At 71.8% G+C, this 22,849-nt stretch carries 19 protein-coding genes; 7 read left to right on the forward strand and 12 right to left on the reverse strand.

Annotation, left to right across the window (positions count from 1 at the left end):
• Both CLV43_RS08905 and CLV43_RS08910 read right to left on the reverse strand, forming a co-directional pair.
• A complete protein-coding gene (locus tag CLV43_RS08905; RefSeq protein WP_170155762.1) occupies positions 1-885 on the reverse strand; it encodes a patatin-like phospholipase family protein in 885 nt (294 codons plus the stop codon).
• 39 nt (positions 886-924) lie between these two features.
• Positions 925-1,206, reverse strand: a complete 282-nt coding sequence (locus CLV43_RS08910; protein WP_146174702.1) for a hypothetical protein — start codon at positions 1,204-1,206, stop codon at positions 925-927.
• A 284-nt stretch (positions 1,207-1,490) separates the two neighbouring features.
• On the opposite strand from CLV43_RS08910, the gene CLV43_RS08915 reads away from it, so the two are divergent.
• The 5 genes from CLV43_RS08915 (at position 1,491) to CLV43_RS08935 (ending at position 10,111) form a co-directional block, all read left to right on the forward strand.
• On the forward strand, positions 1,491-2,036 hold the full coding sequence (locus tag CLV43_RS08915) for a GNAT family N-acetyltransferase (protein WP_106186564.1): 546 nt from the start codon (positions 1,491-1,493) through the stop codon (positions 2,034-2,036).
• Positions 2,037-2,258: 222 nt separating this feature from the next.
• A complete protein-coding gene (locus tag CLV43_RS08920; protein WP_245886224.1) occupies positions 2,259-2,945 on the forward strand; it encodes a GntR family transcriptional regulator in 687 nt (228 codons plus the stop codon).
• Positions 2,946-3,297: 352 nt separating this feature from the next.
• On the forward strand, positions 3,298-7,053 hold the full coding sequence (locus tag CLV43_RS08925; protein WP_106186565.1) for a glycoside hydrolase family 2 TIM barrel-domain containing protein: 3,756 nt from the start codon (positions 3,298-3,300) through the stop codon (positions 7,051-7,053).
• 12 nt (positions 7,054-7,065) lie between these two features.
• On the forward strand, positions 7,066-9,267 hold the full coding sequence (locus CLV43_RS08930) for an ATP-binding protein (RefSeq protein ID WP_106186566.1): 2,202 nt from the start codon (positions 7,066-7,068) through the stop codon (positions 9,265-9,267).
• A 52-nt stretch (positions 9,268-9,319) separates the two neighbouring features.
• Positions 9,320-10,111 carry an alpha/beta hydrolase gene (locus tag CLV43_RS08935; protein ID WP_106186567.1) on the forward strand — a complete coding sequence of 264 codons (792 nt, stop codon included), beginning with the start codon at positions 9,320-9,322 and terminating at the stop codon, positions 10,109-10,111.
• Here the strand turns inward: CLV43_RS08935 and CLV43_RS08940 are convergent.
• The 3 genes from CLV43_RS08940 to CLV43_RS08950 are packed head-to-tail and all read right to left on the reverse strand — an operon-like array spanning position 10,108 to position 13,047.
• A complete protein-coding gene (locus CLV43_RS08940; RefSeq protein ID WP_106186568.1) occupies positions 10,108-10,935 on the reverse strand; it encodes an ABC transporter permease in 828 nt (275 codons plus the stop codon). The two genes, CLV43_RS08935 and CLV43_RS08940, sit on opposite strands and share 4 nt — an antisense overlap.
• Before the next feature lie 52 nt (positions 10,936-10,987).
• A complete protein-coding gene (locus tag CLV43_RS08945; protein ID WP_106186569.1) occupies positions 10,988-11,914 on the reverse strand; it encodes an ABC transporter ATP-binding protein in 927 nt (308 codons plus the stop codon).
• Positions 11,911-13,047 carry a LolA-like protein gene (locus CLV43_RS08950; protein WP_170155763.1) on the reverse strand — a complete coding sequence of 379 codons (1,137 nt, stop codon included), beginning with the start codon at positions 13,045-13,047 and terminating at the stop codon, positions 11,911-11,913. Before CLV43_RS08950 ends, CLV43_RS08945 begins: the two co-directional genes overlap by 4 nt.
• 147 nt (positions 13,048-13,194) lie before the next feature.
• Between CLV43_RS08950 and CLV43_RS08960 the strand changes: the two genes are divergently transcribed.
• Positions 13,195-14,310 (forward strand): NAD(P)/FAD-dependent oxidoreductase, encoded by a 1,116-nt coding sequence (locus CLV43_RS08960; RefSeq protein ID WP_106186572.1) that lies wholly within the window; start codon positions 13,195-13,197, stop codon positions 14,308-14,310.
• Between the two features lie 15 nt (positions 14,311-14,325).
• On the opposite strand, the gene CLV43_RS08965 is transcribed toward CLV43_RS08960, so the two are convergent.
• The 7 genes from CLV43_RS08965 to CLV43_RS08995 form a co-directional block, all read right to left on the reverse strand.
• A complete protein-coding gene (locus CLV43_RS08965; protein WP_106186573.1) occupies positions 14,326-14,802 on the reverse strand; it encodes a (2Fe-2S)-binding protein in 477 nt (158 codons plus the stop codon).
• A gap of 10 nt (positions 14,803-14,812) precedes the next feature.
• Positions 14,813-17,134 (reverse strand): molybdopterin cofactor-binding domain-containing protein, encoded by a 2,322-nt coding sequence (locus tag CLV43_RS08970; RefSeq protein ID WP_106186574.1) that lies wholly within the window; start codon positions 17,132-17,134, stop codon positions 14,813-14,815.
• Positions 17,135-17,284: 150 nt separating this feature from the next.
• Positions 17,285-18,511 (reverse strand): PucR family transcriptional regulator, encoded by a 1,227-nt coding sequence (locus tag CLV43_RS08975; RefSeq protein WP_106186839.1) that lies wholly within the window; start codon positions 18,509-18,511, stop codon positions 17,285-17,287.
• 97 nt (positions 18,512-18,608) lie between these two features.
• Positions 18,609-19,508 (reverse strand): MBL fold metallo-hydrolase, encoded by a 900-nt coding sequence (locus CLV43_RS08980; RefSeq protein ID WP_106186575.1) that lies wholly within the window; start codon positions 19,506-19,508, stop codon positions 18,609-18,611.
• 53 nt (positions 19,509-19,561) lie between these two features.
• Positions 19,562-20,362: a class I SAM-dependent methyltransferase gene (locus CLV43_RS08985; RefSeq protein WP_106186576.1), complete on the reverse strand. Its 801-nt coding sequence runs from the start codon at positions 20,360-20,362 to the stop codon at positions 19,562-19,564.
• On the reverse strand, positions 20,355-21,455 hold the full coding sequence (locus tag CLV43_RS08990; RefSeq protein ID WP_106186577.1) for a cupin domain-containing protein: 1,101 nt from the start codon (positions 21,453-21,455) through the stop codon (positions 20,355-20,357). The genes CLV43_RS08985 and CLV43_RS08990 overlap by 8 nt, the downstream gene beginning before the upstream one ends.
• 11 nt (positions 21,456-21,466) lie before the next feature.
• The gene (locus tag CLV43_RS08995; RefSeq protein ID WP_170155764.1) at positions 21,467-22,054 is read right to left on the reverse strand and encodes a maleylpyruvate isomerase N-terminal domain-containing protein; all 588 of its coding nucleotides are present in this window, start codon (positions 22,052-22,054) and stop codon (positions 21,467-21,469) included.
• 116 nt (positions 22,055-22,170) lie between these two features.
• On the opposite strand from CLV43_RS08995, the gene CLV43_RS09000 reads away from it, so the two are divergent.
• A complete protein-coding gene (locus tag CLV43_RS09000; RefSeq protein WP_106186579.1) occupies positions 22,171-22,827 on the forward strand; it encodes a maleylpyruvate isomerase N-terminal domain-containing protein in 657 nt (218 codons plus the stop codon).
• The last annotated feature ends 22 nt before the right edge of the window (positions 22,828-22,849 follow it).

The raw sequence follows: 22,849 nt of genomic DNA on the forward strand, positions 1-22,849 counted from the left end.
TCAGGCCGAGGCCCACTGCTCCGCGATGTCCGACGCGCGGGCCGCGCCGAGCGCCTGGCCGAGCTCGTAGGCGGCGCCCACCCGCGAGGTGTCGAGCAGGTGCAGGCCCCAGCCGCTGAGCTCGAGGAACGCCTGGTCGGGCTGCAGGACGACGACCTCGGCCCCGGTGCCGCGCAACGCCTCGATCTCGGCCAGCTGACGCGAGGTGGAGGCGTCGAGAGCGGCCGCCAGGTCACCGCCGACGAGGGTCAGGGTCATGCACGACACGACCAGCACCCTGGCGTGACCAGCGGCGACGTGGACGTTGAGCGGCGAGGCCATGCCGCCGTCGACGTACCGGGTGCCGCCGACCGTCACCGGCGGGAACAGGGTCGGCACGGCGCAGCTCGCGGCCACGGCGCGGTCCAGGTCCGCCTTGTCGGCGGCCGTCCACACGCGGGGCTCGCCCGTGGTGGCGTCGATGCCGGTGCACGCGAACGCGGGCGGCCAGGCCACGCCGTGGTAGCGGACGAACGGCTCGTGGCCGACGAAGTCGTCCTCGGGGACCGTGTCGGCATCGAGGGCGAGCTTCCCGATCGCCGCCAGCGGGGCGTCGGGGGACGAGGTCGTCGCGTCGAGGAAGGCCGCCTGCATGGCGGCCAGGTCGAACGGGCGGTCGCGGGGCAGCGGGAGTGCGGCAGCCATGGCGGTGACGATGGCGCCGAGGTCGAGACCGGCGGTCACGGCGGCTCCGGTGGCGGCACCCGCGGAGGTGCCGATCACCGCGTCCGCCTCGCGCAGGGCGACGTCGTGGGCGGCCAGGCCGGTGGCCAGACCCAGCTGCCAGGCGATTCCTACCGGACCGCCGCCGCCGAAGACGACCGCGCGGGTGTGGGGTGCGCTCATGCGACCCAACATATGGGAGAGCCCGTGCCGGTGTCGGGCTCAGCCGTTCTGGGAGAGCTCCATCGGCACGAAGCCCGCCGCCGCGGCGGCCGCGGGGGTGCCGAAGATCGTGGCGAGGTCGGTGTAGACGCCCCGGCGGGCGGGCCAGTACATCGCGCCCTCCAGCGGGCCGACGACCTTGCCGTCGCCCACGTCCACACCGCGCCAGAACGCGGCACCGGGGACGGCCGACACGACGTGGACGACCCAGCCGATCGCTCCGGGCACGTAGGGGAAACCGTGGCCGGTACCGGTGGGCGAGGTCTCGATCGGTCTGTTCACCTCGACCACCGCTCGGGCCGGACACCGGGCACGACGACCGGACGGGCCGCCGTGCAACGCTCGGACTGCTGGAGGTCGCCGCTCACCGCGACATGATCGCACCACCAGGCCCGATGAGCGCATTCCACCGTCGGGAATCACACGGCCGCCCCGGTGGACACAGGTGCACCGCTCGGTGCGTACCTCCACAGTGGACCCGCGTTTCGCCGGGAATCCGGGTGATCGACCGGTGATCGGCGTGCGAGGATCGCGCCGGAGGCCGGTTTCGACCGTGGAGGGTGCGAATGTTCACCATGTCCCTTGGCGACGACGGCGCGGTGCTGCGTCCGCTGGAACCGTGGCGGGCCGAGGAGTTCCTGGCGCACATGGACCGCGGGCGGGAGTTCATCGGACGGCACATCACGCTCGCCGACCGCGTCACCGACCTCGCGTCCAGCCGCGCGTACCTCCAGTCCTACGCCGACAAGGCCGCCGCCGACACCGGCCGGATCTACGGCATCTGGACGGACGGCACCCTGGTCGGCGGAGTCCTGTTCCGGACGATGGACGTCGCGCTCGGCAACGCCGAGGTCGGCGTCTGGCTCGAACCCTCGGCGGTGGGCCGCGGCCTGGTCACCAGGGCGGCCCGGCTGATCATCGACTGGGCCGTCGGGGAACGCGGCGTCCACCGCGTCGAGTGGCAGGTGGTGTCGACGAACAGCGCCAGCATCGCCGTGGCCGAGCGGCTGGGGATGACGAAGGAGGGCGTGCTGCGGGAGAGCTACCCGTACCGGGGCGAGCGGCACGACGTGGAGATCTGGTCGGTGCTCGCCCCGGAGTGGAGGGCCTGAGGGCGGGTCCTCAGTGGACCCGCTACCCGAACGCCGCTGTGGGCCCGCCGGACCCCGACCCGCTTGTCGTCGTCCGCCCCGGCGACTCCCCCTGCTACGGGCCGCGCGTCGAGGAAGCGGGCTCAACCCAGCCGCGGCGGCGCGAGGGTGATCAGCACCGGTACCAGGGCGGCTATCATCGAGGACAGGATTGTCGACGATCTCGGGTGGGGGTGTGGGCAGGTGACGGCAGCGGGTCCGGACGAGACCGGGCGGGGTCGGTCGCCACGGGTCGTCGACGCTATCCGCGACGCCGTCACCGGCGGCGAGTTCGCGCCCAACCAGCGGATGGTCGAGGCGGAGCTGTCCGAGCGGTACGGCGTCAACCGCGCGAGCGTCCGCGACGCTCTGCTGGAGCTGGCGAGCGAGGGCCTGGTCGAACGGATCCCCAACCGCGGCGCCCGCGTCCGCGAGGTGTCGCTCGCCGAGGCCGTCGAGATCACCGAGGTCAGGATGGCGCTCGAGGGCCTGTGCGCGGCCAAGGCCGCCGAACGCGCCACCGAGGAGGACCGGGTCGCGCTGCGCGGGATCGCCGCGTCGATGCGGGACGCGGTGGCCGCGGGTGACATGTTCGGCTACTCCGACCTCAACAAGCGGCTGCACGAGCTGGTCATGACCATCAGCGGCCAGGCGACCGCGCGCACGGTGCTCGCCCGGCTGCGCGGCCAGAACGTCCGCCGCCAGTTCCGGCTCGCCATGCACCCCGGCAGGCCCGCCGTGTCGCTGCCCGAGCACCTGGCGATCGTCGACGCGGTGTGCGCCGCGGACCCGGTGGCCGCCGAGGCGGCCATGCGCGCGCACCTGCGCAGCGTGGTCGACGCGTTGCCCGAGGTCGAGAAGTCGCACCCCCGCAGGTTCGACGCGCTCTGACCGGACACCGGTCGGGATCTTGTCCTGTCCGCGGCGCATCCTGTCCGCATCCGCCCGTTGACGCGAGCGGCCGGCCCTCATAACGTCGGTCGGGCGCTACCCCGCGTCACCGACACCTGACCCACGGTGGAGGTGACCGGAGCCCGACACCGCCACGTCGTGCCGCACCGCCGATGCCGCGTGGGAGGAACCTGACCGTGCCGCTCAACCGAGGTCGTCTCCCGGTCGTGGACGCCGACCACGCGCAGGGGCGCCGGGGCCCTCCGCGGACACGTCCTTCCGCGCCCGTGAGGTGTACGTCGGCAGGACACGGGGCCCGTCCGGTCCCGTGAGTCCACTGTGGAGGTTCGGGTTGTCGCGCCTTGGCGTTCTACTGCTGGTGCTGGTGTTGTCGACGGGGTCGCTCGGCGGGGTGGGATCGGCGGCCGCGGTCGCCGAGTCACCGGGCGACGTCTACTCCTACCTTGAGGACCCGACGCGGGTCTCCGAGGGCCAGGAGCCGCCGCACGCGTCCCTGCTCCCCTACGCCGACGTCGGCTCGGCCGCGCGGAGCGAGGAGCGGACGCCGTACGCGCTGCCGCTGGACGGGCAGTGGAAGATCGCGATGGCCAAGACGCCGGAGGAGGTGCCCGCCGGGTTCTACGCCGACAGCTACGACACCTCTGCGTGGCGGACCGTGTCGGTGCCGCACACGTGGCAGACCGACGGCCTGGACCACCCGGTCTTCCGCAACATCGCCACCGAGATCCAGCCGGACGACCCGCCGCACGTGCCCCGCGACATCAACCCGACCGGCGCCTACACCAGGGACTTCGACCTCCCGGCGGGCTGGACGCAGCGGACGTCCGTGCTCCGCTTCGAGGGTGTCACGTCCGGCTACTTCGTCTGGGTCAACGGCCGGTACATCGGCTACGACCAGGGCGGCTACACGCCCGCCGAGTTCGACATCTCGCGGGCGCTGCGGCCCGGCCACAACCGGGTCGCCGTGCAGGTGCACCGGTGGGGCGCGGGCTCGTACCTGGAGGACTACGACCAGTGGCGGTACGCGGGCATCTTCCGCTCGGTCTCGCTGCGCTCCACCCCGGCGACCTACGTCGAGGACGTGACGCTGCGGACCGACCTGGACGCCGCGTACACCGACGCGACGCTGTCCGCGGCCGTCGAGCTCGGCCACAAGCCCGGTGGCGCGACCGGCGTGCACCGCGTCACCGCGAGCCTGCGCGACGCGCGGGGCCACGAGATCGCCTCGGCCAGCGGGACGGCGGACGTGACCGGTCCCAGGACCGACGTCCAGCTCACCATGCCCGTGCGCAACCCGGCCAAGTGGACCGACGAGACGCCGAACCTGCACACCGTCGTGCTCACCCTCACCGGCCCCGACGGGCGGACCACGCACATCACCAGTGAGACGGTCGGTTTCCGCGAGATCGAGATCCGCGACAAGCAGCTGCTGGTCAACGGCGAGCGGGTGCTGTTCAAGGGCGTGAACCGGGCCGAGACCGACCCCGACCACGGCAGGCACGTGCCGAAGCCCGCGCAGGAGCGCGACGTCGCGCTGATGAAGCAGCTCAACGTCAACGCGGTGCGCACCTCGCACTACCCGTCGGACCCGTACTTCTACGACCTGGCCGACCGGAACGGGATCTGGGTCGACGACGAGGTCGACATCGAGACCCACGACCACGAGAACTGCGCGAGCTGGTGCGAGGCGAACCAGCCGGAGTGGCGCGACGCGTTCCTCGACCGGTTCGTCGGCATGGTCGAACGGGACAAGAACCACCCGAGCGTCTTCATGTGGGACACCGGCAACGAGGCCGGACTGGGCGCGCACCACTTCTCGATGGCCGAGTGGCTGGAGGCCAACGAGCCGACGCGACCGGTGTACCACCAGTCCAACAACCCCGACGGCGACGCGCCGTACGCCGACGTGTGGGGGCCGCGCTACCCGTCGCCGGAGCGGTTCGCCGAGCAGGCCAAGTCGACCACCAAGCCGCTGATCTTCGGCGAGTACGCGCACGCGATGGGCAACAGCCTCGGCAACTTCCGGGAGTTCTGGGACATCATCCGCGCGAACCCGGCCACGCAGGGCGGGTTCATCTGGGACTGGGCCGAGCAGAGCATCCGGCAGCCGGTGCGGATCACGCCGGACACGTCCGGCAACGACATCTCCGCGCACCTGACCGGCGCGCCCGAGTTCGTCGAGGGCCATCGCGGCAAGGCGATCTCGTTGTCCGGGCTGGACGACTTCGTCGAGGTGTACCGCGACCGCAGGCTGGACCTCACCGGCAAGGCGCTCACCCTGGACGCCTGGGTGAAGCCCGCCAAGTGGACCGGTGACTTCCGGATCATCAGCAAGGGCGACCACCAGTACACGTTGAAGATGAAGACGGAGAACACCCTGGAGTTCTTCGTCCACAGTGGAACGTGGCGCGTGGTGCAGGCCCAGGTGCCCGCCGACTTCTACGACAACTGGCACCGGGTCAGCGGCACCTACGACGGGGCCGCGCTGCGGATGTACATCGACGGCCGCGAGGTCGGCAGCACGGCGTTCAGCGGGACCATCGACGCCTCCTCGGCCGACGTGAACATCGGCCGCGACTTCGAGACGTCGTGGAACGACCCGAGCAACGTCGGGCGGATGTCGCACGGGGTGGTCGACGACGTCCGGATCTACGACCGCCCGCTCACGCCCGCCGAGCTGAACGCTCCCGAGCCGGTCGGCGGTGCGCTGCTCGCACTGGACCTCGACGGGGCGGAGACCGTCGGCACGCACCTGTCCTACGGATCCGGCATGTCCGGTCTGGACGGTCTGGTCGGCGCCGACCGCTTCGCGCAGCCCGAGACCGCGCAGCTGGCGTGGGTGCAGCAGCCGTTGCGGTTCGGCTACGCCGACGGCGTGGTGTCGGTGCGCAACGAGCGGCAGTTCACCGGCACCGACGACCTGCTCCTGCGGTGGAAGGTCACCGAGGGGTCGCGGGTGGTGGCGCGTGGCCAGGAGCCGCTGCGGGTCGCGGCCGACTCGACCGGCACCACCACGCCGCGGATCCCGGTCAACGCCGGTGACCGCGAGCGGTTCCTCACCGTCGAGGCGGTGACCAGGAGGGCCGCGTCGATGGTGCCCGCCGGGCACGTGCTGGCGCACGACCAGTTCGCGCTGGGCGGGACCAAGGTGCCCGGTCTGGACTCGGAGCGCCCGTCGAACGACGTCGTCACCGACGACGGCGAGGCGTCCGTGACCGCGTCGGTGGGCGACGTCGTGTACACGGTGGACAAGGCGGGCGGCTCGCTGTCGTCGATCAAGGTGCGTGGCGAGGAGCTGCTCGCGGGCGGGCCGAAGCTCGACGCGTGGCGACCCCCGATCAGCAACGAGACGTGGGCGTGGGGCCGCGCCGAGGGCGAGGACTGGCGGCGGGCCGGGCTCGACCGGCTCGCGGCCACCGTCACCGGAGTCCGCGTCGAACCCGACGGCGCCGCGGGTGTCCGGGTGGTCGTGGACAGCCGCGTCGCCGCGCCCGACGTGACCGGGGCCTGGTTCGACCAGACCATGACCTACGCGGTCGACCGGTCCGGCACCCTCAGCCTGGGGCACAAGGTGTCACCGCAGGGCTCCGTGCGCACGCTGCCCTACCTGCCGCGCATCGGCGTCTCGCTGGCCGTGCCGGACCAGTACGACCGGTTCTCCTGGTACGGCCGCGAGGCGGAGAGCTACGTCGACCGCAAGGACGGCACGCCGATCGGCGTGCACTCCAGCACGGTGGACGAGCAGTACGTGGACTACTACCGGCCGCAGGACTACGGCAACCACACCGACAGCCGGTGGGCCCTGCTCACCGACGGCCGCACCGGCGGCCTGCTCGTCGGCGGCGCCGCGGACGTGAGCGTCACCCCGTACGACGACCTCGACCGCGCCGCCTACCCGTTCCAGCTCCAGCGCAACAACGGCTGGTCCACCCTGCACGCCAGCCACGCCGTCACCGGCGTCGGCGACACGCCCAACCCGGTGCGGGAACGCAGCCAGGTGCAGCAGGACGTCGACTACGAGTACACGCTGACCATCCGACCGCTGAGCGCTCAGGAGGCACGATCGGGCAAGCCCGCGGGGGCTTGACCGGCGCCGCTGATGCTGGGCTACGAGGGTGAAGTAGCCCAGCATTGCGGTGCCGACCACCGCAAAAACCACAAAACTGGGACTGTGGCCGACACACCGGGAGTGGCTAACGAATTCGACGGCGTCGCAGGCGGACCAGTGGTGCAGGCGGGAGTGATCCACCAAGTAACGCTGGCGCCGGTCCACCAGCGGGAACGCCCGCCACGGCAGTTGCCGCTCGCGGTCCGCGACTTCATCGGCCGCGGGGAACACCTTGCGGCCTTGTCAGCTCTACTTCCCAACGGCGCTGGCAACAGTGGTGCCGCCTCAGTGGTGATATCCGCTGTCGACGGGACCGCGGGGATCGGGAAGACCGCACTCGCCTTGCACTGGGGGCATGCGGTGGAACACCACTTCCCCGACGGCACCCTCTACGCGAATCTACGTGGCTACGGACCTGGTGAACCGGCGACATCGGACGAAGTGCTCGAGAGCTTTCTCCGCGCATTGGGTACTCAGGCGGAACGGATGCCCGTCGGAGTCGAGGCCAAGGCCAGTGCATTCCGGTCGTTGCTGGCAGGTCGGCGGCTCCTCCTCGTTCTGGACAACGCGCGCAGTGCCGACCAAGTACGCCCACTGCTTCCCGGCGTCGCAGGGTGCGTGGTCGTGGTGACCAGTCGGGACAGCCTGACCGGTCTGGTGGTCACCGAGTCGGCTCACCGACTTACCCTCGATGTCTTGAGCGAGCACGAGGCCCGCAGACTGGTGGAAAGTATCGCAGGAGAGCCACGCACGAAGGCAGAACCGAAAGCTGTCACTGACCTCGTCCGGCTATGTGCACGGCTGCCACTGGCACTGCGGATCGCCGCTGGGCGGGTGACCGTCCACGAGCACTACACCTTCGCAGACGTCGTGAGCGAGTTGGAGGACGACCACCAACGTCTCGGAGTACTGAGTCGTGGCAACGATGAACGAGCGGCGTTGCGCGCGGTATTCGATCGGTCGTACGAGAAGCTACGACCCGATCAAGCACGAATGTTCCGACGATTGGGTCTCCACGTCGGACCGGAGATCAGTGTGCACGCGGCCGCAGCGGTAGCCGAACTAGATCTGCCCACGGCACACCTCCTCTTGGAGGACCTCACAAACGTCCACCTGATTGAACAATGCGCCCTGAACAGATACAAATTCCACGATCTGTTGCGCGCCTACGCAGCAGATCTGGCTCATCGCTACGACATCACTATCGAGCGCGAGCTCGCAGTGAAATCATTACTCAACTGGTACACCCACACCGCCTGGGTATACGACGCAGCGGTCTTCCCTGCTCACACCAGATTGCCTCTTCGCATACCCGTCCCGCAGAACCCGATGCCAGCACCTGATAGCGTGCAGGCACTGCGATGGTTGAACATAGAGGAGCCCGCACTTCTCTCGGCATTACGCAAAGCCGCCAAGTGCAGAATGCACAAATTGTCCGCGCATTTAGCCGAAGGCGCGCGCTTTCTCGTCGCAAAGGGCGCCTGGAAGGAACAACATGAAGCTCTAGCGGTGGGGTTGTCGGCTGCACGTCAGACCGGGGACCAAGTTGCCGAAACCTGCTTTTGCATCATGCTCGGCGAGACGTTCATCAATATGCGACGGTGGTCCGAGGCATTCGCTATCCTTAATCATGGCCTGCTGCTCGCTCGCGACCTTGACGATAACCACTATCCTGCGATGACGCTGAACGAGCTCGGCTACTTGTGCATCGAACAGGAGAGGTTTGAAGATGCACTGGAGTACCTGACCGAAGCTCTACCTCTTAGCCGAGGGGTCGACACAGGCAGAACCGAAGCAGTGGTCGAATGTAATCTTGCCGCCGCACATAACAGCCTGCACCTCTATGAAGATGCACTCGTCCACGGGGACCGCAGTCTTGTTCTGCGCCATCGCTCAGGTGACCTGATCGGTAAGGGACCCGCACTGCACCAATTCGCCCGCGCCTGGAACGGCTTGGGGCGATTCCGCCTGGCGGCCGACCTGTGCAGCGAAGCGATCTCTGCCGGAGACACGTACGGCAACTTGGCGGAAATCATGGCCGGACCGCTGGAAACGCTCGCTGTGTCGCTGGAGAACCTTGGCCACCGAGACGAGTCGAACCGATGCCTGCAGGACGCCGCCAGGCTGTACGACGACTACGGATACCCGTGGCGGGCCCGTCGTGTTCGGGACGCCCTTGCGCGCTCCTCGTAGTTGACCACGTGGAAACCGGCGCCGTCGGCCCGGTTCGGGGCACGATGGGGTGATGCGGGGTTGGTGGTCGGCGCTCAGTGCGCCTCGGCGCAGGCTCATGGTCGGGCTCGGTGTGCTGGTGCTGGTGGGCGCCGTCGGGATCGGGGTGGTGCTCACCCGTGGGGGTGCGATTCCGACGGCGGCGCAGGATCGGCCGGGGCCGGTGTTGTTGGTGCCGGGGTACGGCGGGAACCGGGACTCGTTGGCCGGGTTGGCCGAGCGGGTGCGGGCGGCCGGGCGCAGTGCGGTCGTGGTGGCGTTGCCCGGTGACGGGACCGGGGACCTGCGGGCGCAGGCCGCGGTGCTGGACGACGCGGTCCGGGCGGCCGTCGACGACGGCGCGCCGTCGGTGGACCTGGTCGGGTACTCGGCGGGCGGGGTCGTGGTGCGGCTGTGGCTGGCCGAGCACGACACCGCCCGTGCCGCGCGGCGGGTGGTGACGCTCGGTTCGCCGCTGCACGGCACCGCGCTGGCCGGTGAGGGCGGGCTCCTGGTGCCGGGGGCGTGTCCGGTGGCGTGCACGCAGCTCACGCCGGGCAGCACGCTGTTGACGGAGGTCGACCGGCGGCCGATCCCTGATGCCCTGCCGTGGCTGTCGATCTGGACCGACGACGACACGACGGTGCGTCCGCCGGACTCCGCGCGGCTGACCGGGGCGGTGAACGTCGCGCTCCAGCAGCTGTGCCCGGGCGCGGTCGTCGCGCACTCGCAGCTGCCGACGGACCCGGCCGTCACCGGGCTCGTGGTGCGCGCCCTCACCGACGCCGAGCCCGTGGACCGGACGCCGACCGGGTGCGCGCGTTAGCTGGTGATGTCCTTGGAGGCGAAGTTGGCCCAGGCCGCGCCGAAGAACAGCACGATGTAGCCCGCCTGGAGCAGCAGGCCCTTGTCGATGTTGTCCCAGAACACGGGGTCGCGGAAGAAGTCGATCCAGGACAGCCAGTAGTTCGTCGGCAGGTACGGCTTGATCGCGGCGGCGGCCTGGAGGGTCTCCATGATCGAGCTGGCGATCAGCACCGCGAGCGCCGCCAGCGCCGCGCCGATCGCCGAGTCGGACAGCGTGGAGAAGAACAGCGCGATGCTGCCGAACCCCACCATCGACACCACGATGTAGCCGATCGCGGCCGCCATCCGCACGGCCAGCTCACCCGGTGACAGGTCGATGCCCGACAACGACGTGGCGGCGCTCGCCTGCCCCACCGCCTCGGCACCGGTGCCGAACAGCACGAGCCCCACGACCAGCGACGTGACCGCGACGACCAGCACCGCCAGCACGGTGAACACGGCCAGCGCCACCAGCTTCGCCACCAGCACGCGCGGCCGGGCGACCGGCCGGACCAGCAGGTACCGCAACGTCCCCGTGGCGGCCTCGCCCGCGATCGCGTCCCCCGCGAACACCGCCACCGCCAGCGGCAGGAACACCGGCAGCACCATCGCCAACGCCGCGGCCGGGTACAGCGCCCCGTTGCGCAGCACCGCGGACAGGAACGCCCCGCCCTGCCCCGGCGGCGGCGCCAGGTCGGACACCGACAGCAGCACCGCGACCAGCGCGGGCAGCAGGCACAGCAGCCCGATGCTCAACCATACCCGCGGCCGCAGCGCCAGCTTCCGCAGCTCGACCCCGATCACCCGTCACCGCCTCGGGAGATCCGGTCACCGCAGTCGACCGTGGACATCGCGATCACCGGTCCTCACCACCCGTCGGGCCGTCGATCCGGTCACCGCTGGCACCCGTCGAGTCCAGCACGACCTGCTCCAGGGTCCGCCGTTCGGCCTCGATGCCCGACACCCGCAGCCCCCGCCCGACCAGGTCGGCGTTCAGCCCGGCCACGTCGGCGTGCCGCACCACGAGCCGGTCGCCGTCGCGCGCGACCACCTGCCCGTCCAGCAGCGCCACGACCTGCGCGGCGTCGGGGCTGCGCACCAGGACGTGGCCGGTCGGCGCGAGCAGCGCGGCCAGCGAGTCCTGGAGCACCATCCGGCCGCGGTCCACGACGGCCACGCGGGTGCACAGCTGCTCGACCTCGGCGAGCAGGTGGCTGGACAGGAACACGGTGGTGCCCGCCTCGTTCAGCGCGACCAGCAGGTCCCGGATCTCGCGGATGCCCTTGGGGTCCAGGCCGTTCGTGGGCTCGTCGAGGATCAGCAGCCGGGGCGCGCGCAGCAGGGCGGCGGCCAGACCGAGCCGTTGCCGCATGCCCAACGAGTAGGCCGACACCGGACGGCGGTCCACACCGGACAGGCCGACCTGCGCCAGCGCGGACTCGACCCGGTCGGCACGCCCGCGGCGACCACCACCGGGGCCCGCCGCGTCGAACATCGCCAGGTTGCGCCGTCCCGACAGGTGCGGGTACGCGCCCGGCCCTTCGACCATGGCACCGACCTGCGGCAGCACCTTCGCCGCGTTGCGGGGCATCGACTTGCCGAGCACCTCGATCTCGCCCGCCGTCGCGTGCACGAGCCCGAGCAGCATCCGCACGAGCGTGGTCTTGCCCGAGCCGTTGGGGCCGAGGAAGCCGAACCGGTCGCCCTCGGCCACGTCGAGGTCGACCGAGTCCACGGCGACGATCCGGCCGAACCGCTTGGTCAGCCCTCGGGTCCTGATCACCGGCCGCGCCGGGGCAGTGCGATGAGCTCGGTCGCGGCGGTCCGCAGCACGCTCGTGTCCACCATGCCGACCAGCAGGTACCAGCGGCGGGCGACCGCGGACCTGGCGATGACGACCGACAGCGGCGACACCGACAGCGACACGATCCGGCCGTTCGGCACCGTCACGTCACCGCCGCCGGCCTTGGCCCCGGCATCCGCGGCCTGCGCGCCCACGTCGCGCGGCACCGGCAACGCGACGAACGACGACAGCCCCGTGCCGTACACACCGACCCCGCGCACCCCGGCCCCGTCGGCCTCGCGCAGCGGCCTGCCCGCCAGGCTCGTCTGCGGCGGGTCACCGCCGAGGAAGCCGAGCGCGCCCGCGATGTCCGGCGCCTCGACCACGGCGTACCCGGAGCTCCGGCCGACGTCGGGGACCAGCACGCCGTCGTCGGGCGGTCCGGGCGTGAAGCGGTCGAACGCGGTCACCAGGATCGGTCGCGCGGCGCCGCGGGGCGTGACCTCGACCCGGAGGGGCACCCCGGTCCCGCTGTCGGCCCACACGTCGACCTGGCCGATCGTGGTGGCCGGGTCCGCGGGCACGAGCCGCAGCCCGTCAGCGCGCCGACCGGCGACCGACCGGGCGTCCAGCGCCGTCACGACGTCACCCGACGCGGTCGCCAGCAGCCTGCGGGCCAGGTCCGGCGGGAGGAGGTCACCGGCGCGCGGCAGCCGCACCGGCGCCGTCCCGACCAGCCGGGTGACCTGGTCGGCGCCGTAGTCCCAGACGAACTCGCCGTCGGGGGTCCGGTAGGTGTCGCGCTCCCCCGCCGTGGACACCACGTCGAACCGCCACCGGTCCGGTGAGCGGTACCAGCTGCGCACCGTCGTCACCCCGGTGAGCAGCCTGGACACGTCCTCCAGCTTCGGCAGCTCAGGCAGCGGCAGCGCCCCCTGGACCACCGAGACGCCCTGGTAGGGCACGTCGGCGGACCGGACGACCCGCTCGCGCAGCCCGGTCGCCTCCACGGTCCCGGTCGGCTCCGTCACGGCCGTCACGACCACCGGCACACCAAGCACGAGGACGGCCGCCGAGACGACGACCGCCCACCGCCAGAGCCCGCGAGACCGGACACCCGCCACGACCACCACCGATCAAGTCGACTAACGGCGACGATACGGCGCACGGGAAGAGGACGCCCGCGGCCGACAGCCGATCGACAGGTCCGCGCGGGGGATTGCCGCCTCGGGCCGGCGTTGCCTAGGTTGCGAGCAGCGACGGAAAGGTGACGATTCCTCATGGCCGAACACGTGGTCGTCATCGGAGCCGGTCTCTACGGCGCGTCGGTCACGGCCTCGCTCACCCGGCGGGGCGCCCGCGTCACCGTCGTGGACGCCGCGGCGCCCGCGAGCGGCACGTCCGGTGCGACGTTCTCGTGGACCAACTCCTGCGGAAAGCAGCCCCGGACCTACCACGACCTGTGCGTCGCGGGCATGGACGCGCACCGCGCGCTCGCCGCCGGCGTGCCGGGCGCCGACTGGTACCACGAGGGCGGCAACCTGGAGTGGGCCGACGACGACGGCGAGCGGGAGGCGCTGCGCCGCAAGGTCGAGGGCGTCCTGGACTACGGGTACGAGGCGCGCTGGCTCGACCGCGCGGAGGTCCTGCGCCTGGAGCCCGACATGGACCCGGCCGAGCTGCCCGACGACGGCATCGCCCACTTCCCCCGCGAAGGGTGGATCGAGCCGACCCGGCTGATCGCCCACCTGCTCGCCACGGTGGCCACCGGCGGCGCCGAGCTGGTCCGCGACGACGCCGTCACCGCACTGGACACCGCCGGGGGCGAGGTCCGCGCCGTGCGGCTCGCCTCCGGGAGGGAGCTGCGCGCGGACGCCGTCGTGAACTGCGCCGGTCCCCAGGCGGGCCGGATCGCCGAGCTGGCCGGGCTGGACCTGCCCATGCGCAACGTCAACGGCGCGCTGATCTACACCTCACCCGCCCCGGTGTGGGTGTCGCGGGTGGTCCACGCCCCGCGCGTGCACCTCCGCCCCGACGGTGCCGGTCGACTGTTGTTGCACACGCACGAGAGCGACGACGCCGTGCGCGTGGCCGACACCGGCGAGACCACTGTGGAGCGGTCGGCCGTCGAGGAGGTGCTGGCCGCGGGTCGCGCCCTCTACCCCGGACTGGCCGCCGTCACCGTGGAGTCGGTCCGGGTCGGCGAACGCCCCATCCCCTCCGACGGCCTCCCCGTGCTGGGCCGCGCGCCCGACCTGCCCAACTTCCACTTCGCCGTCTCGCACAGCGGTGCCACCCTGAGCGTGCACGCGGGCGACCTGGTCGCCGCCGAGGTGCTCGGCGAACCCCACGACGACGTCCTGGCGCCGTTCCGGTTCGAACGCCTGGCGCGGTGACCCGGCGCGGCCGGGTCACATCCGGGCGGCCCCCTTCTTGATCGCCGTGCGGATGCGCGAGTACGTGCCGCAGCGGCAGATGTTGCGCAGACCGTCCAGGTCCGCGTCGGTGATCTGGCGACCCTCCGCCTTGGCCTTGCGCACCAGCGCCACCGCGGCCATGATCTGGCCTGGCTGGCAGTAGCCGCACTGCGAGACGTCCTCCTCCAGCCACGCCTCCTGCATCGGGTGCAGGTCGCGGCCGACGGTGGCGGGCAGGCCCTCGATCGTGGTGATCTCGTCGGTCTCCTTGATCTTCGACACCGGGACCGAGCACGGGTTGAAGGCCTTGCCGTTGATGTGGGACGTGCAGGACTTGCAGACGTTCAGGCCGCACCCGTACTTCGGGCCGGTGACGCCGAGGATGTCGCGCAGCACCCAGAGGAGCCGCACGTCGTCCGCGACCTCCACGGTCACGCGCGCGCCGTTGAGGACGAAGGTGTGCTGTGCCAAGGGAAGCTCCTCAGAACGCGGTGTCGAGGCCGTCGGTCGGCGAGGCCGGGGTGGAGGGCTGCAGGGGGAACGGCTCGAACGACAGCGTCGAGTGGTTGATCGGGAAGCTGGTCGGCATCGTGCCGGTGGCCCTGCCGTAGGCGGTCGCGACGGCGGCGAAGGCCGCGGCGACCGCGATCTCCCCGGCACCGCTGGGGTTCCCGGTCGTCGGAGGCATGACGACCACCCGCACGTCCGGCGGCGTGTTCCACTGCCGGGTGTAGAAGTAGTTGTCCCAGCTGCCTTCCAGCGGGATGCCGTCCTTGATGTGCAGGCTCGACGTCAGCGCGAGCGCGATGCCGTCGTTCAGGCCGCCGATCATCTGCGCGTCCAGCCCGCGCGGGTTGAGCGGCAGACCGGCGTCGACCACGACGGTCGCCCTGGTCACCCTCGGTCCGGTGACGCCGTCCCGGATCGGCCGGTTCACCGTCTCCGGTCGGCAGTCGACCTCCACGAGCACCGCCACCGCGCCGCGGTACTCGGTGTGCAGACCGATTCCCTGCGCCACGCCCTTCGGCAGCGCCCTCCCCCACTGGCCGACGGCGACCGCCTCGTCCAGCACGGCGCGCAGCCGGTCGTCCTTGAGGAACTCGCGGCGGAACGCGATCGGGTCCTTGCCGAGCTTCGCGGCCAGCCGGTCAACGACCAGCTCCCGCGCGCAGACCACGTTGGGCGAGTAGATGTTGCGCATGCTGCCGGTGTTGAACCTCAGCGGCACCTCGTTGAGCAGCTGCGTGGTGACGCCGAAGTCGTAGGGCACGGACTGGGTGAGCAGGAAGATCGTCTGGGCGAACGAGTAGTTGCCCGCGATCGGCAGCGAGGCCGCGGTGGACGTGATCATCTCGCCGAGGCCGTGGCTGAAGCTGGTCTCCGAGCTGACGTGCCGCTGCTCGTAGGTCAGCACGTTGCCGAGCAGGTGCGTGGCCCGCACCCGCGACACGCACATCGGGTGCGTGCGGCCCTGCCGGAAGTCGTCGGTGCGCGTCCAGGACAGCTTGACCGGCTTGCCCATCTTCTGCGAGATCTCCGCGGCCTCGGCGGCGACGTCGTGGAACAGGTGCCTGCCGAACGAGCCGCCGCCGGGCACGACGTGGACGACCACCTTGTCCGCGGGCAGTCCCAGCTGGACGGCGATGTCCTGCTTGGCGTCGATCGGCACCTTCAGCGTCGACCAGATCTCGGCGCGGTCGGACCGCACGTCGGCGATCGCGTTGTCCGGTTCCAGCGGCGCGTTGCTGGCGAAGGCGAAGGTGAACTCGGCGTCCACGGACAGCGCGCCGAGCGCGGGGGCCACGAGCGGGAGCTGCGCCTGCTTCAGCTTCGCCAGCACGGTGGCGTCCGACTCGCCCGCGACCGTACCGGGGTTCCAGTCGACGTCGAGCGCGCGCAGGCCGTCGATGCACTGGCCGAACGTCTCGCCGCGCACCGCGACGCCGTACTTGACCACGGCCACGTCGGTGATGCCGGGCATCGCCTTGACGGCGGCCGCGTTGCGCACGGTCCGCACGGTGCCGTTGATCGTCGGTGGCCTGCGCACCATGCACGGCTTCGCGTCCGGCACCTGGAGGTCGAGGCCGAAGCGCTTGCGGCCGGTGACGATGTCGTGCGCGTCGATCCGGTTCTGCGGCTTGCCGAGGACCTTGAAGTCGGTCACGGCCTTGAGCGTCACGGACACCTGGACGGTCCGGTCGCTGGCCGCGGCCTTCGCGAGCGACCCGTACGTCGCGGTCCGGCCGCTGCGGTGCGCGAGCACGCCGTCGTTCGTGGTCACCTCGCCCTCCGGCACGCCCCACTGGGCCGCGGCGGTGCGCCTGAGCTGCTGGCGGGCCAGGGCGGAGGCGGTGCGGACCGGGGTGAAGATGCTGCGGACCGAGTTCGAGCCGCCGGTGAGCTGGTTCATGAGCAGTTCGGGCCGCGCGTCGGCGAGGGTGATGTGCACCTTGTCGATCGGCAGGTCGAGCTCTTCGGCGATCATCATGGCGACCGCGGTCGTGATGCCCTGGCCCACCTCCGTCCGGTGCAGGGCGAACGAGGCGGTGCCGTCCTCGTTGACCTGTACGCCGATCAGGCCGGACGTGGGCAGCGCGGCCAGGTTCTGCAGGTCGCCCAGGTCGAAGAGGTTCTCCGGCTGCGGCGGCGACGGGATGGCCGCCTCGGCCTCGTCGGCGCCGAAGACGGCATCCGCCCAGGTCACGCCTACGGCGAGGGTCGGGGCCGCGAGCAGGTAGCCGAGGAAGCGGCGGCGGGTCGGGTCCTCGGGTGGGGCTTGGGGCGAACGTCGTTGTTCTGCCATGGGTGTCCTCGCAGGCGGCACTCTGGGTGGTTGTCCGGTGGCGGTGCGGAGCTGTCGAGCCCGGAGTGTGTCACGTCACACCCGCCACGAGAAGGAACGCCATGCCTACGTTTGGCCTACTCGGACTGTGCGAAGTGCACAGTCACCGGATCAGGCGAGCGGGCCGGGAGGGAGCAGCCAGGACGCCTTGAGGGCCAGCGACAGCTCCAGGTGCGCGCTGGTGTCGGCCAGGTCGAGCCCGGTGCTGGACTCGACCCGGCGCAGCCGGTTGATCACCGTGTTGCGGTGGCAGTGCACGGCGGTCGCGGTCCGGTTGATCGAACCGCCGGTGGCCAGCCACGCGGCCAGCGTGTCCAGCAGCTGCCTGCGCTCGGCCACCGGGATCCTGAGCAGCGGGCCGAGGCGGCGGTCGATCAGCGCCCGCGCCAGGTCCGGCGAGCCGAGCAGCAGCGCCTCCGGCAGCCGCTCCGCGAGCGCCGCCGCCTCCACCCGGCCGGGCGGCACGGTGTCGCGGGCCAGCACCGCCTGCCGGTGGGCGACGTCCACTTCGGCCAGTCCGGGGACGGCCATCGACAGCCCGGCGGGCGCGGTCGGGTTGTCCCGCAACAGGGCCAGGACGGCGTCCAGCGCGCTCCCGCCGACCGCGAGCAGCCCGACGAGGGTGTTCGCGCGGACCTGCCACACCGACGTGACGCCGAGGCCCGCCAACCGGCGTTCCAGCTCGTCACCGGCGGGCTGGTCGCCGCTGTCGAGGACCACGACCGCGTACGGCCCGTGGACCGGCACGCCGATGCCGTGCGCGACCTGGTGCGCGAACGCCAGGTCCTTCGCGCGACCGTGCAGCAGGCCCTCCCACAGCGCGGCCCGGCGCTGCTCGTCGACGCGCACCAGCTCGCGTTCCGCCGCGTGGTAGGCGATCGCGACCTGCGCGGACGTCTCGTCCACCACCGCCCACACCCACGACGCGAGGTCGAGCAGGTCGTCGGGGTCGGTCCGCTCGTCGGTGCGCGCCTCGTCGATCAGCGCCTCCCAGACGAGCCTGCCGCCCAGCCGGAACGACCGCAGGACGTCGTCGAGCGGCATCCGCTGCCGCGCCCGCAGCCGCCCGGTCGCACGGGCGGCGTCGAACACCTCGCCGTCGGGGGTCCCGTCGTCGGGCCCCGCCGACCGCGAGACCAGCTGCAGCACCCTGACCAGGTTGTCGTGGCACGAGCGCCAGAGGTCGTGCCGGGGCACGACGTTCGCCCTACGGTAGCCGGGGTTCTGCTCCTGGATGGTCCGCACGAGGGCGTCGGTCAGCTCCGGTACGCGCGCCAGCACGTCCGCCACCAGGGACGTCGCGGTCCGGGTGCCGACCAGGTGGGGCGGCTCGGTCATCGCGCAGAGCATCGCACAGGGCCGCCGCCGGTCCCGGTCGGACGCGCGCCGTGTCCCCGCCGGGCAGGTCCACCCCCGGCCGCGGGTGGGTGGTCGTTCAGTACCGGGTGAACGGCGCCCAGGCCGCGATGGCGAACGCCGCGCCCCGGCGTTCGACGTGCAGCGCGCTGTGTCCACCGAAGTGCGCGGGCAGCACCAGCGCGTGGTGGTCCGCCGCCCAGCCGAGCAGCGCGCCCCTCGTGCGGCGCGCCCCTTCGGCGTCCTCGCAGAAGCAGCTGTTGTGGCCGGGTTCGAACACCTGCAACGGGGTGTGCACGAGGTCGCCCGCGAACAGGGCACGCTCCGAACCGGACGCCAGCTTGACCACGCTGGACCCCGGCGTGTGACCGGGAGCCGCCTCCAACCGGAGGTTCGCGTCGATCACGTGGCTGTCCTCCCACAGCAGCACCTGCCCGTTGGCGTGCACGGGCGCGACGCTGTCCTCGAACACGTTCTCGTTGACACCGCCCGCGATCGCGGAGTTGTTCGCCGGGTTCCAGAACTCGAAGTCCGCCTTCGGCACCAGGTAGGTGGCGTTCGGGAACGTCGGCTCCCAGACGCCGTCGCGCAGCCGGGTGTTCCAGCCGACGTGGTCGACGTGCAGGTGCGTGTTCACCACCAGGTCCACGTCCTCCGGCCGCACCCCGGACCGCTCCAGGTTCCCGAGGTAGTCCGTCCGCAGGTGGTCCCAGCCCTCGACCGCGGGCCGCGTCTTGTCGTTGCCCACCCCGGTGTCGACCAGGATGGTCCTGCCCTCGCTGCGCAGCAGCCACGTCTGCATCGCGACGCGCACGATGCCGTCGTCCGCGCCGAGGTGGTCCGGTACCAGCACCTCCCGGTGCTCGGCCCACGCGCGCTCCGGCGAACCGGGGAAGAACTGCTCCGGCGTCATGCCCACCGGCCCGTGCGTCTCCTCGACCCGCGTGACCGTGACATCACCGATCTTGATCTCGTCCATGGACCGAGTATCAGTCGCGTCGAAGACCCCTATCCACACCCTGCCGGGGTCGGTCAGGCCGTGCGGCGCGCGGTGAGCAGCAGCATGCCCGCGGGGGTGCGGAGGTCGACGAGCTCCAGGCCCGCGGCGGTGAGCCAGGTGACCAGCTCGGTGGTGGCGAACGCGCGCACGTTGAAGGTCCGCTCGTGCCTGCGCTGGAAGTAGCGGTAGGCGGGGCGGTCGGCGCGGCGGAACGTGAAGGCGGTGAACAGGCCGCCCGGTCGCAGGCAACGAGCCGCCTCGCGGAGGACGGAACGGGGGTCCGGCAGCAGTTGCAGGGCGTTGGAGCAGTTGACGGCGCCGAGCGAGCCGTCGGCGAACGGCAGCTGGAGCGCCGTCCCGCGCACGACGCACAGGTCCGGCAGCTCGGCGCGGATGACGTCGATCATGGCGATGCTGAGGTCCAGCCCGACGACGCGCGTGCCGCCGAGGTGCCGCATGAGGGTGCGGGTCCAGCGGCCGGAACCGCAGGCGAGGTCGAGCACGAGCCCGTCGGCGGGGCCGAGGTTCGCCCGCAGGTAGTCGTCCTCCAGCTCCGGGGTCAGGTCGCGGCCCCAGTTCTCGCCCATGACGTCGAGGAACGCGTCCCGCGTCGCGGGCTCGTACCTGGTGATGTGCAAGGGATCCTGCATGTAGAACGGGCCGAGGCCCTGCTTCATCCTGATCTCCGGCGCGAAGTCGACGTACCCGGCGGCAGCCGTGTAGTCGCGCTGGCACACCGGGCAGCCGAGGCCGTCGGCCGCGGCGGTCAGCGGACCGTGGCAGGTCGGGCACGCGAAGGCGTCGTGGAACCTCGTGTCGAGCAGATCAAGCACGGTCGCTCCCCGTCACGGCGTTCTCGGCCTTGGCACCCATGTACGCCAGCAGCGCCGTCGTCTCGGACTCCCACAGCTCCGCGGCGTCCGACTCGTCCAGCCGCAGCGTCGCCCGCCACGTCCGGTCGAGCTCGCGTTCGGCGTCGTCGAGCCGCCACACCGTCGGTGTCGGCCACACGCGGCCGATCCGCGTCGCGTCCGGCGCGTCCAGGCAGCGCAGCAGCCGCAACCAGTCGGATTCGTTCAGCCCCAGCGGTTCCAGGGCCTCGCGGACGGCCTGGCCGTGCTCCGGGAAGTGCGCCAGGAGGTAGGTGGACGCGAGCGCGACCGCGGGCGGCGCTCCCGGTCGGACCAGCCGCACGAGCTCGGGGGCGGCGTCGTGCACCCGTTGGCGCGCCGGGTCTTCGCCTTCGGCGAGGATGCCGAGCAGGAGCAAAGCCCTGGCGTGCAACGGGTTCTGCGCCACCCGGCGGGCGGCCTGGAGCAGGAGGTCGGCGACGGTGTCCAGCGGTGCGGGCACGGGTCCGGCCACGGCGTTCTCGACGACGCGGTAGGCGCGGGCCAGCTCGACGGGGTCGGTCGAGGTCGTGACCGCCGTCGCCGCGGCGACCACGACGGCCTCGCTGCCCCGGAACACCGTCGTGCCCAGCACACCGGCGGCGGTGACCACCAGCGCGGGGTCGGTGTGCGGGTGGTCCTGTTCCCCCGGCGGCCTTTCCGCCAGCGCGGGCGGGCTGACCTGCTGGAAGAACTCCTCGAACCCGCCGGGCGTGATGATCACCAGGAAGTGCGCCTCGGCGGAGGCCACCCGGAAGTTGTGCGCCAGACCCCGTGGCAGGAACACCCCTTCGCCGGACGTGACGACGCCGGGCCTGCCGTCGACGACGTACTCCACCTCGCCCTCGATGACGTAGAGCGTCTCGTCCTCGCGGCCGTGCACGTGCGGCGGCGTCGCGTACCCGCGCAGGGCGCGCTCCTCGACCACCGAGATCGCCCCGTCGCTGTCGGCGGCGGCCACCTTGATCGTGAGCAGGCCGCCCAGGTGCCAGCGCGCCCGTTCGGACAGGTCCCCGACCCCCGGCAGCAGTGACATGTGGACGCCCCTCAGGTCAGGACCGGGAACACGGCACCCGACGGGCGCCCGGTGGCCAGCGCGATGAACCCGGCGGGCGGCGTGAGGTCGGCCAGCACGTCGACCGCGCGCCGCAGCGCGGGCTCGGGCACCTCCACCGCACCGGGCACCACGGCGAGGAGGTCGAGCAGGTGCACCGTCGCCTCCAGCACCCGCGTGAGCGCGTAGTCGCTCATCCGCATCGCGCCCGCGATCGTCGTCACCACACCGGTCCCGGTCGCCCGCACGTCCGCCAGCACCTTGGCCGCGGGTCCGTCGAAGTCGCCCACCAGCGCGTCCGCGTCCCTTGCGGCGGCCCAGTCCCGCGCCGCCGCGGCGACCTGCTCCGCGCCCTTCGCCCCGAGCCCGCGCAACGCCCGGAAGTACGACGCCGCGTCCGCCAGCTCCGGCTCGGCCTCGCTCGCCACCAGACCCGCCGTCGTCGTCACGCCCCGCCCGACGTGGGCGTACAGCTCGCGCACGGTCCAGTCGCCGAGCCCCGACGCCGTGGCCCACTCGGCGTCCGCCAGCGCGAGTCCGACGGCATGCCAGTGCCCCCACAGGGTCTCGAGCAGATCCACGTCATCAGCGCGCCCGACCGAGCGTGCTCCCCAATCCGGTGACACGGACCGAGGCTACCTTGATCTTCCCGCCGCATTCGGACTAATTGCCCACGCGCTCTTGCTAGCTTGCCCTCGTGGACCTCTTCTCCAGTTCTTGGAAGGCTTTGCTCGCCGCCGTCGCCGACCTCCCCGCCGACGCGTTCGCCCGACCGTCCGGCTGCACCGGCTGGCTCGTCCGCGACCTCGTGTGCCACCTGGTGATCGACGCCCAGGACGTCCTCATCACCCTCGCCACCCCGGCCGACAGCCCACCGACCCGCGACGCGCTCACCTACTGGGAGCTCAGCACCACCCCACCCACCGGCGACGACCCCCTCGACGCCCTCACCGTCCGGCTCGCAGCCGCCTACCAGGACCCCACCCTGCTCCAGTTCCACCTCGACGACCTCGGCTCCGCCGCCACCCGCGCCGCCTCCCTCGCCGACCCCACCCTCCACGTGGGAACTCGCGGGCAGGTGCTCACGGCAGCCGACTACCTGTCGGCCTACGTCCTCGAGTCCACGCTGCACCACCTCGACCTGACCACCCACCTCCCCGACGTCGCCGGTCCGACCGTCGAGGGACTGGCTTGGTCGCGGCGGGCGTTGGAGGCGATCGCCGGGGAGGCGTTCCCGGCGTCTTGGGCCGATCGGGATGTGCTGCTGGTGGGGACGGGGCGGCGGGTGGCGAGTGGTGCGGAGGCGGCGGAGCTCGGCGCACTGGCCGCGAGGCTGCCGTTCGTGTTGGGGTGATCTTCCGGAGCGATCGCCCCTC

The organism is Umezawaea tangerina (assembly GCF_003002815.1).
GTDB lineage: Bacteria > Actinomycetota > Actinomycetes > Mycobacteriales > Pseudonocardiaceae > Umezawaea > Umezawaea tangerina.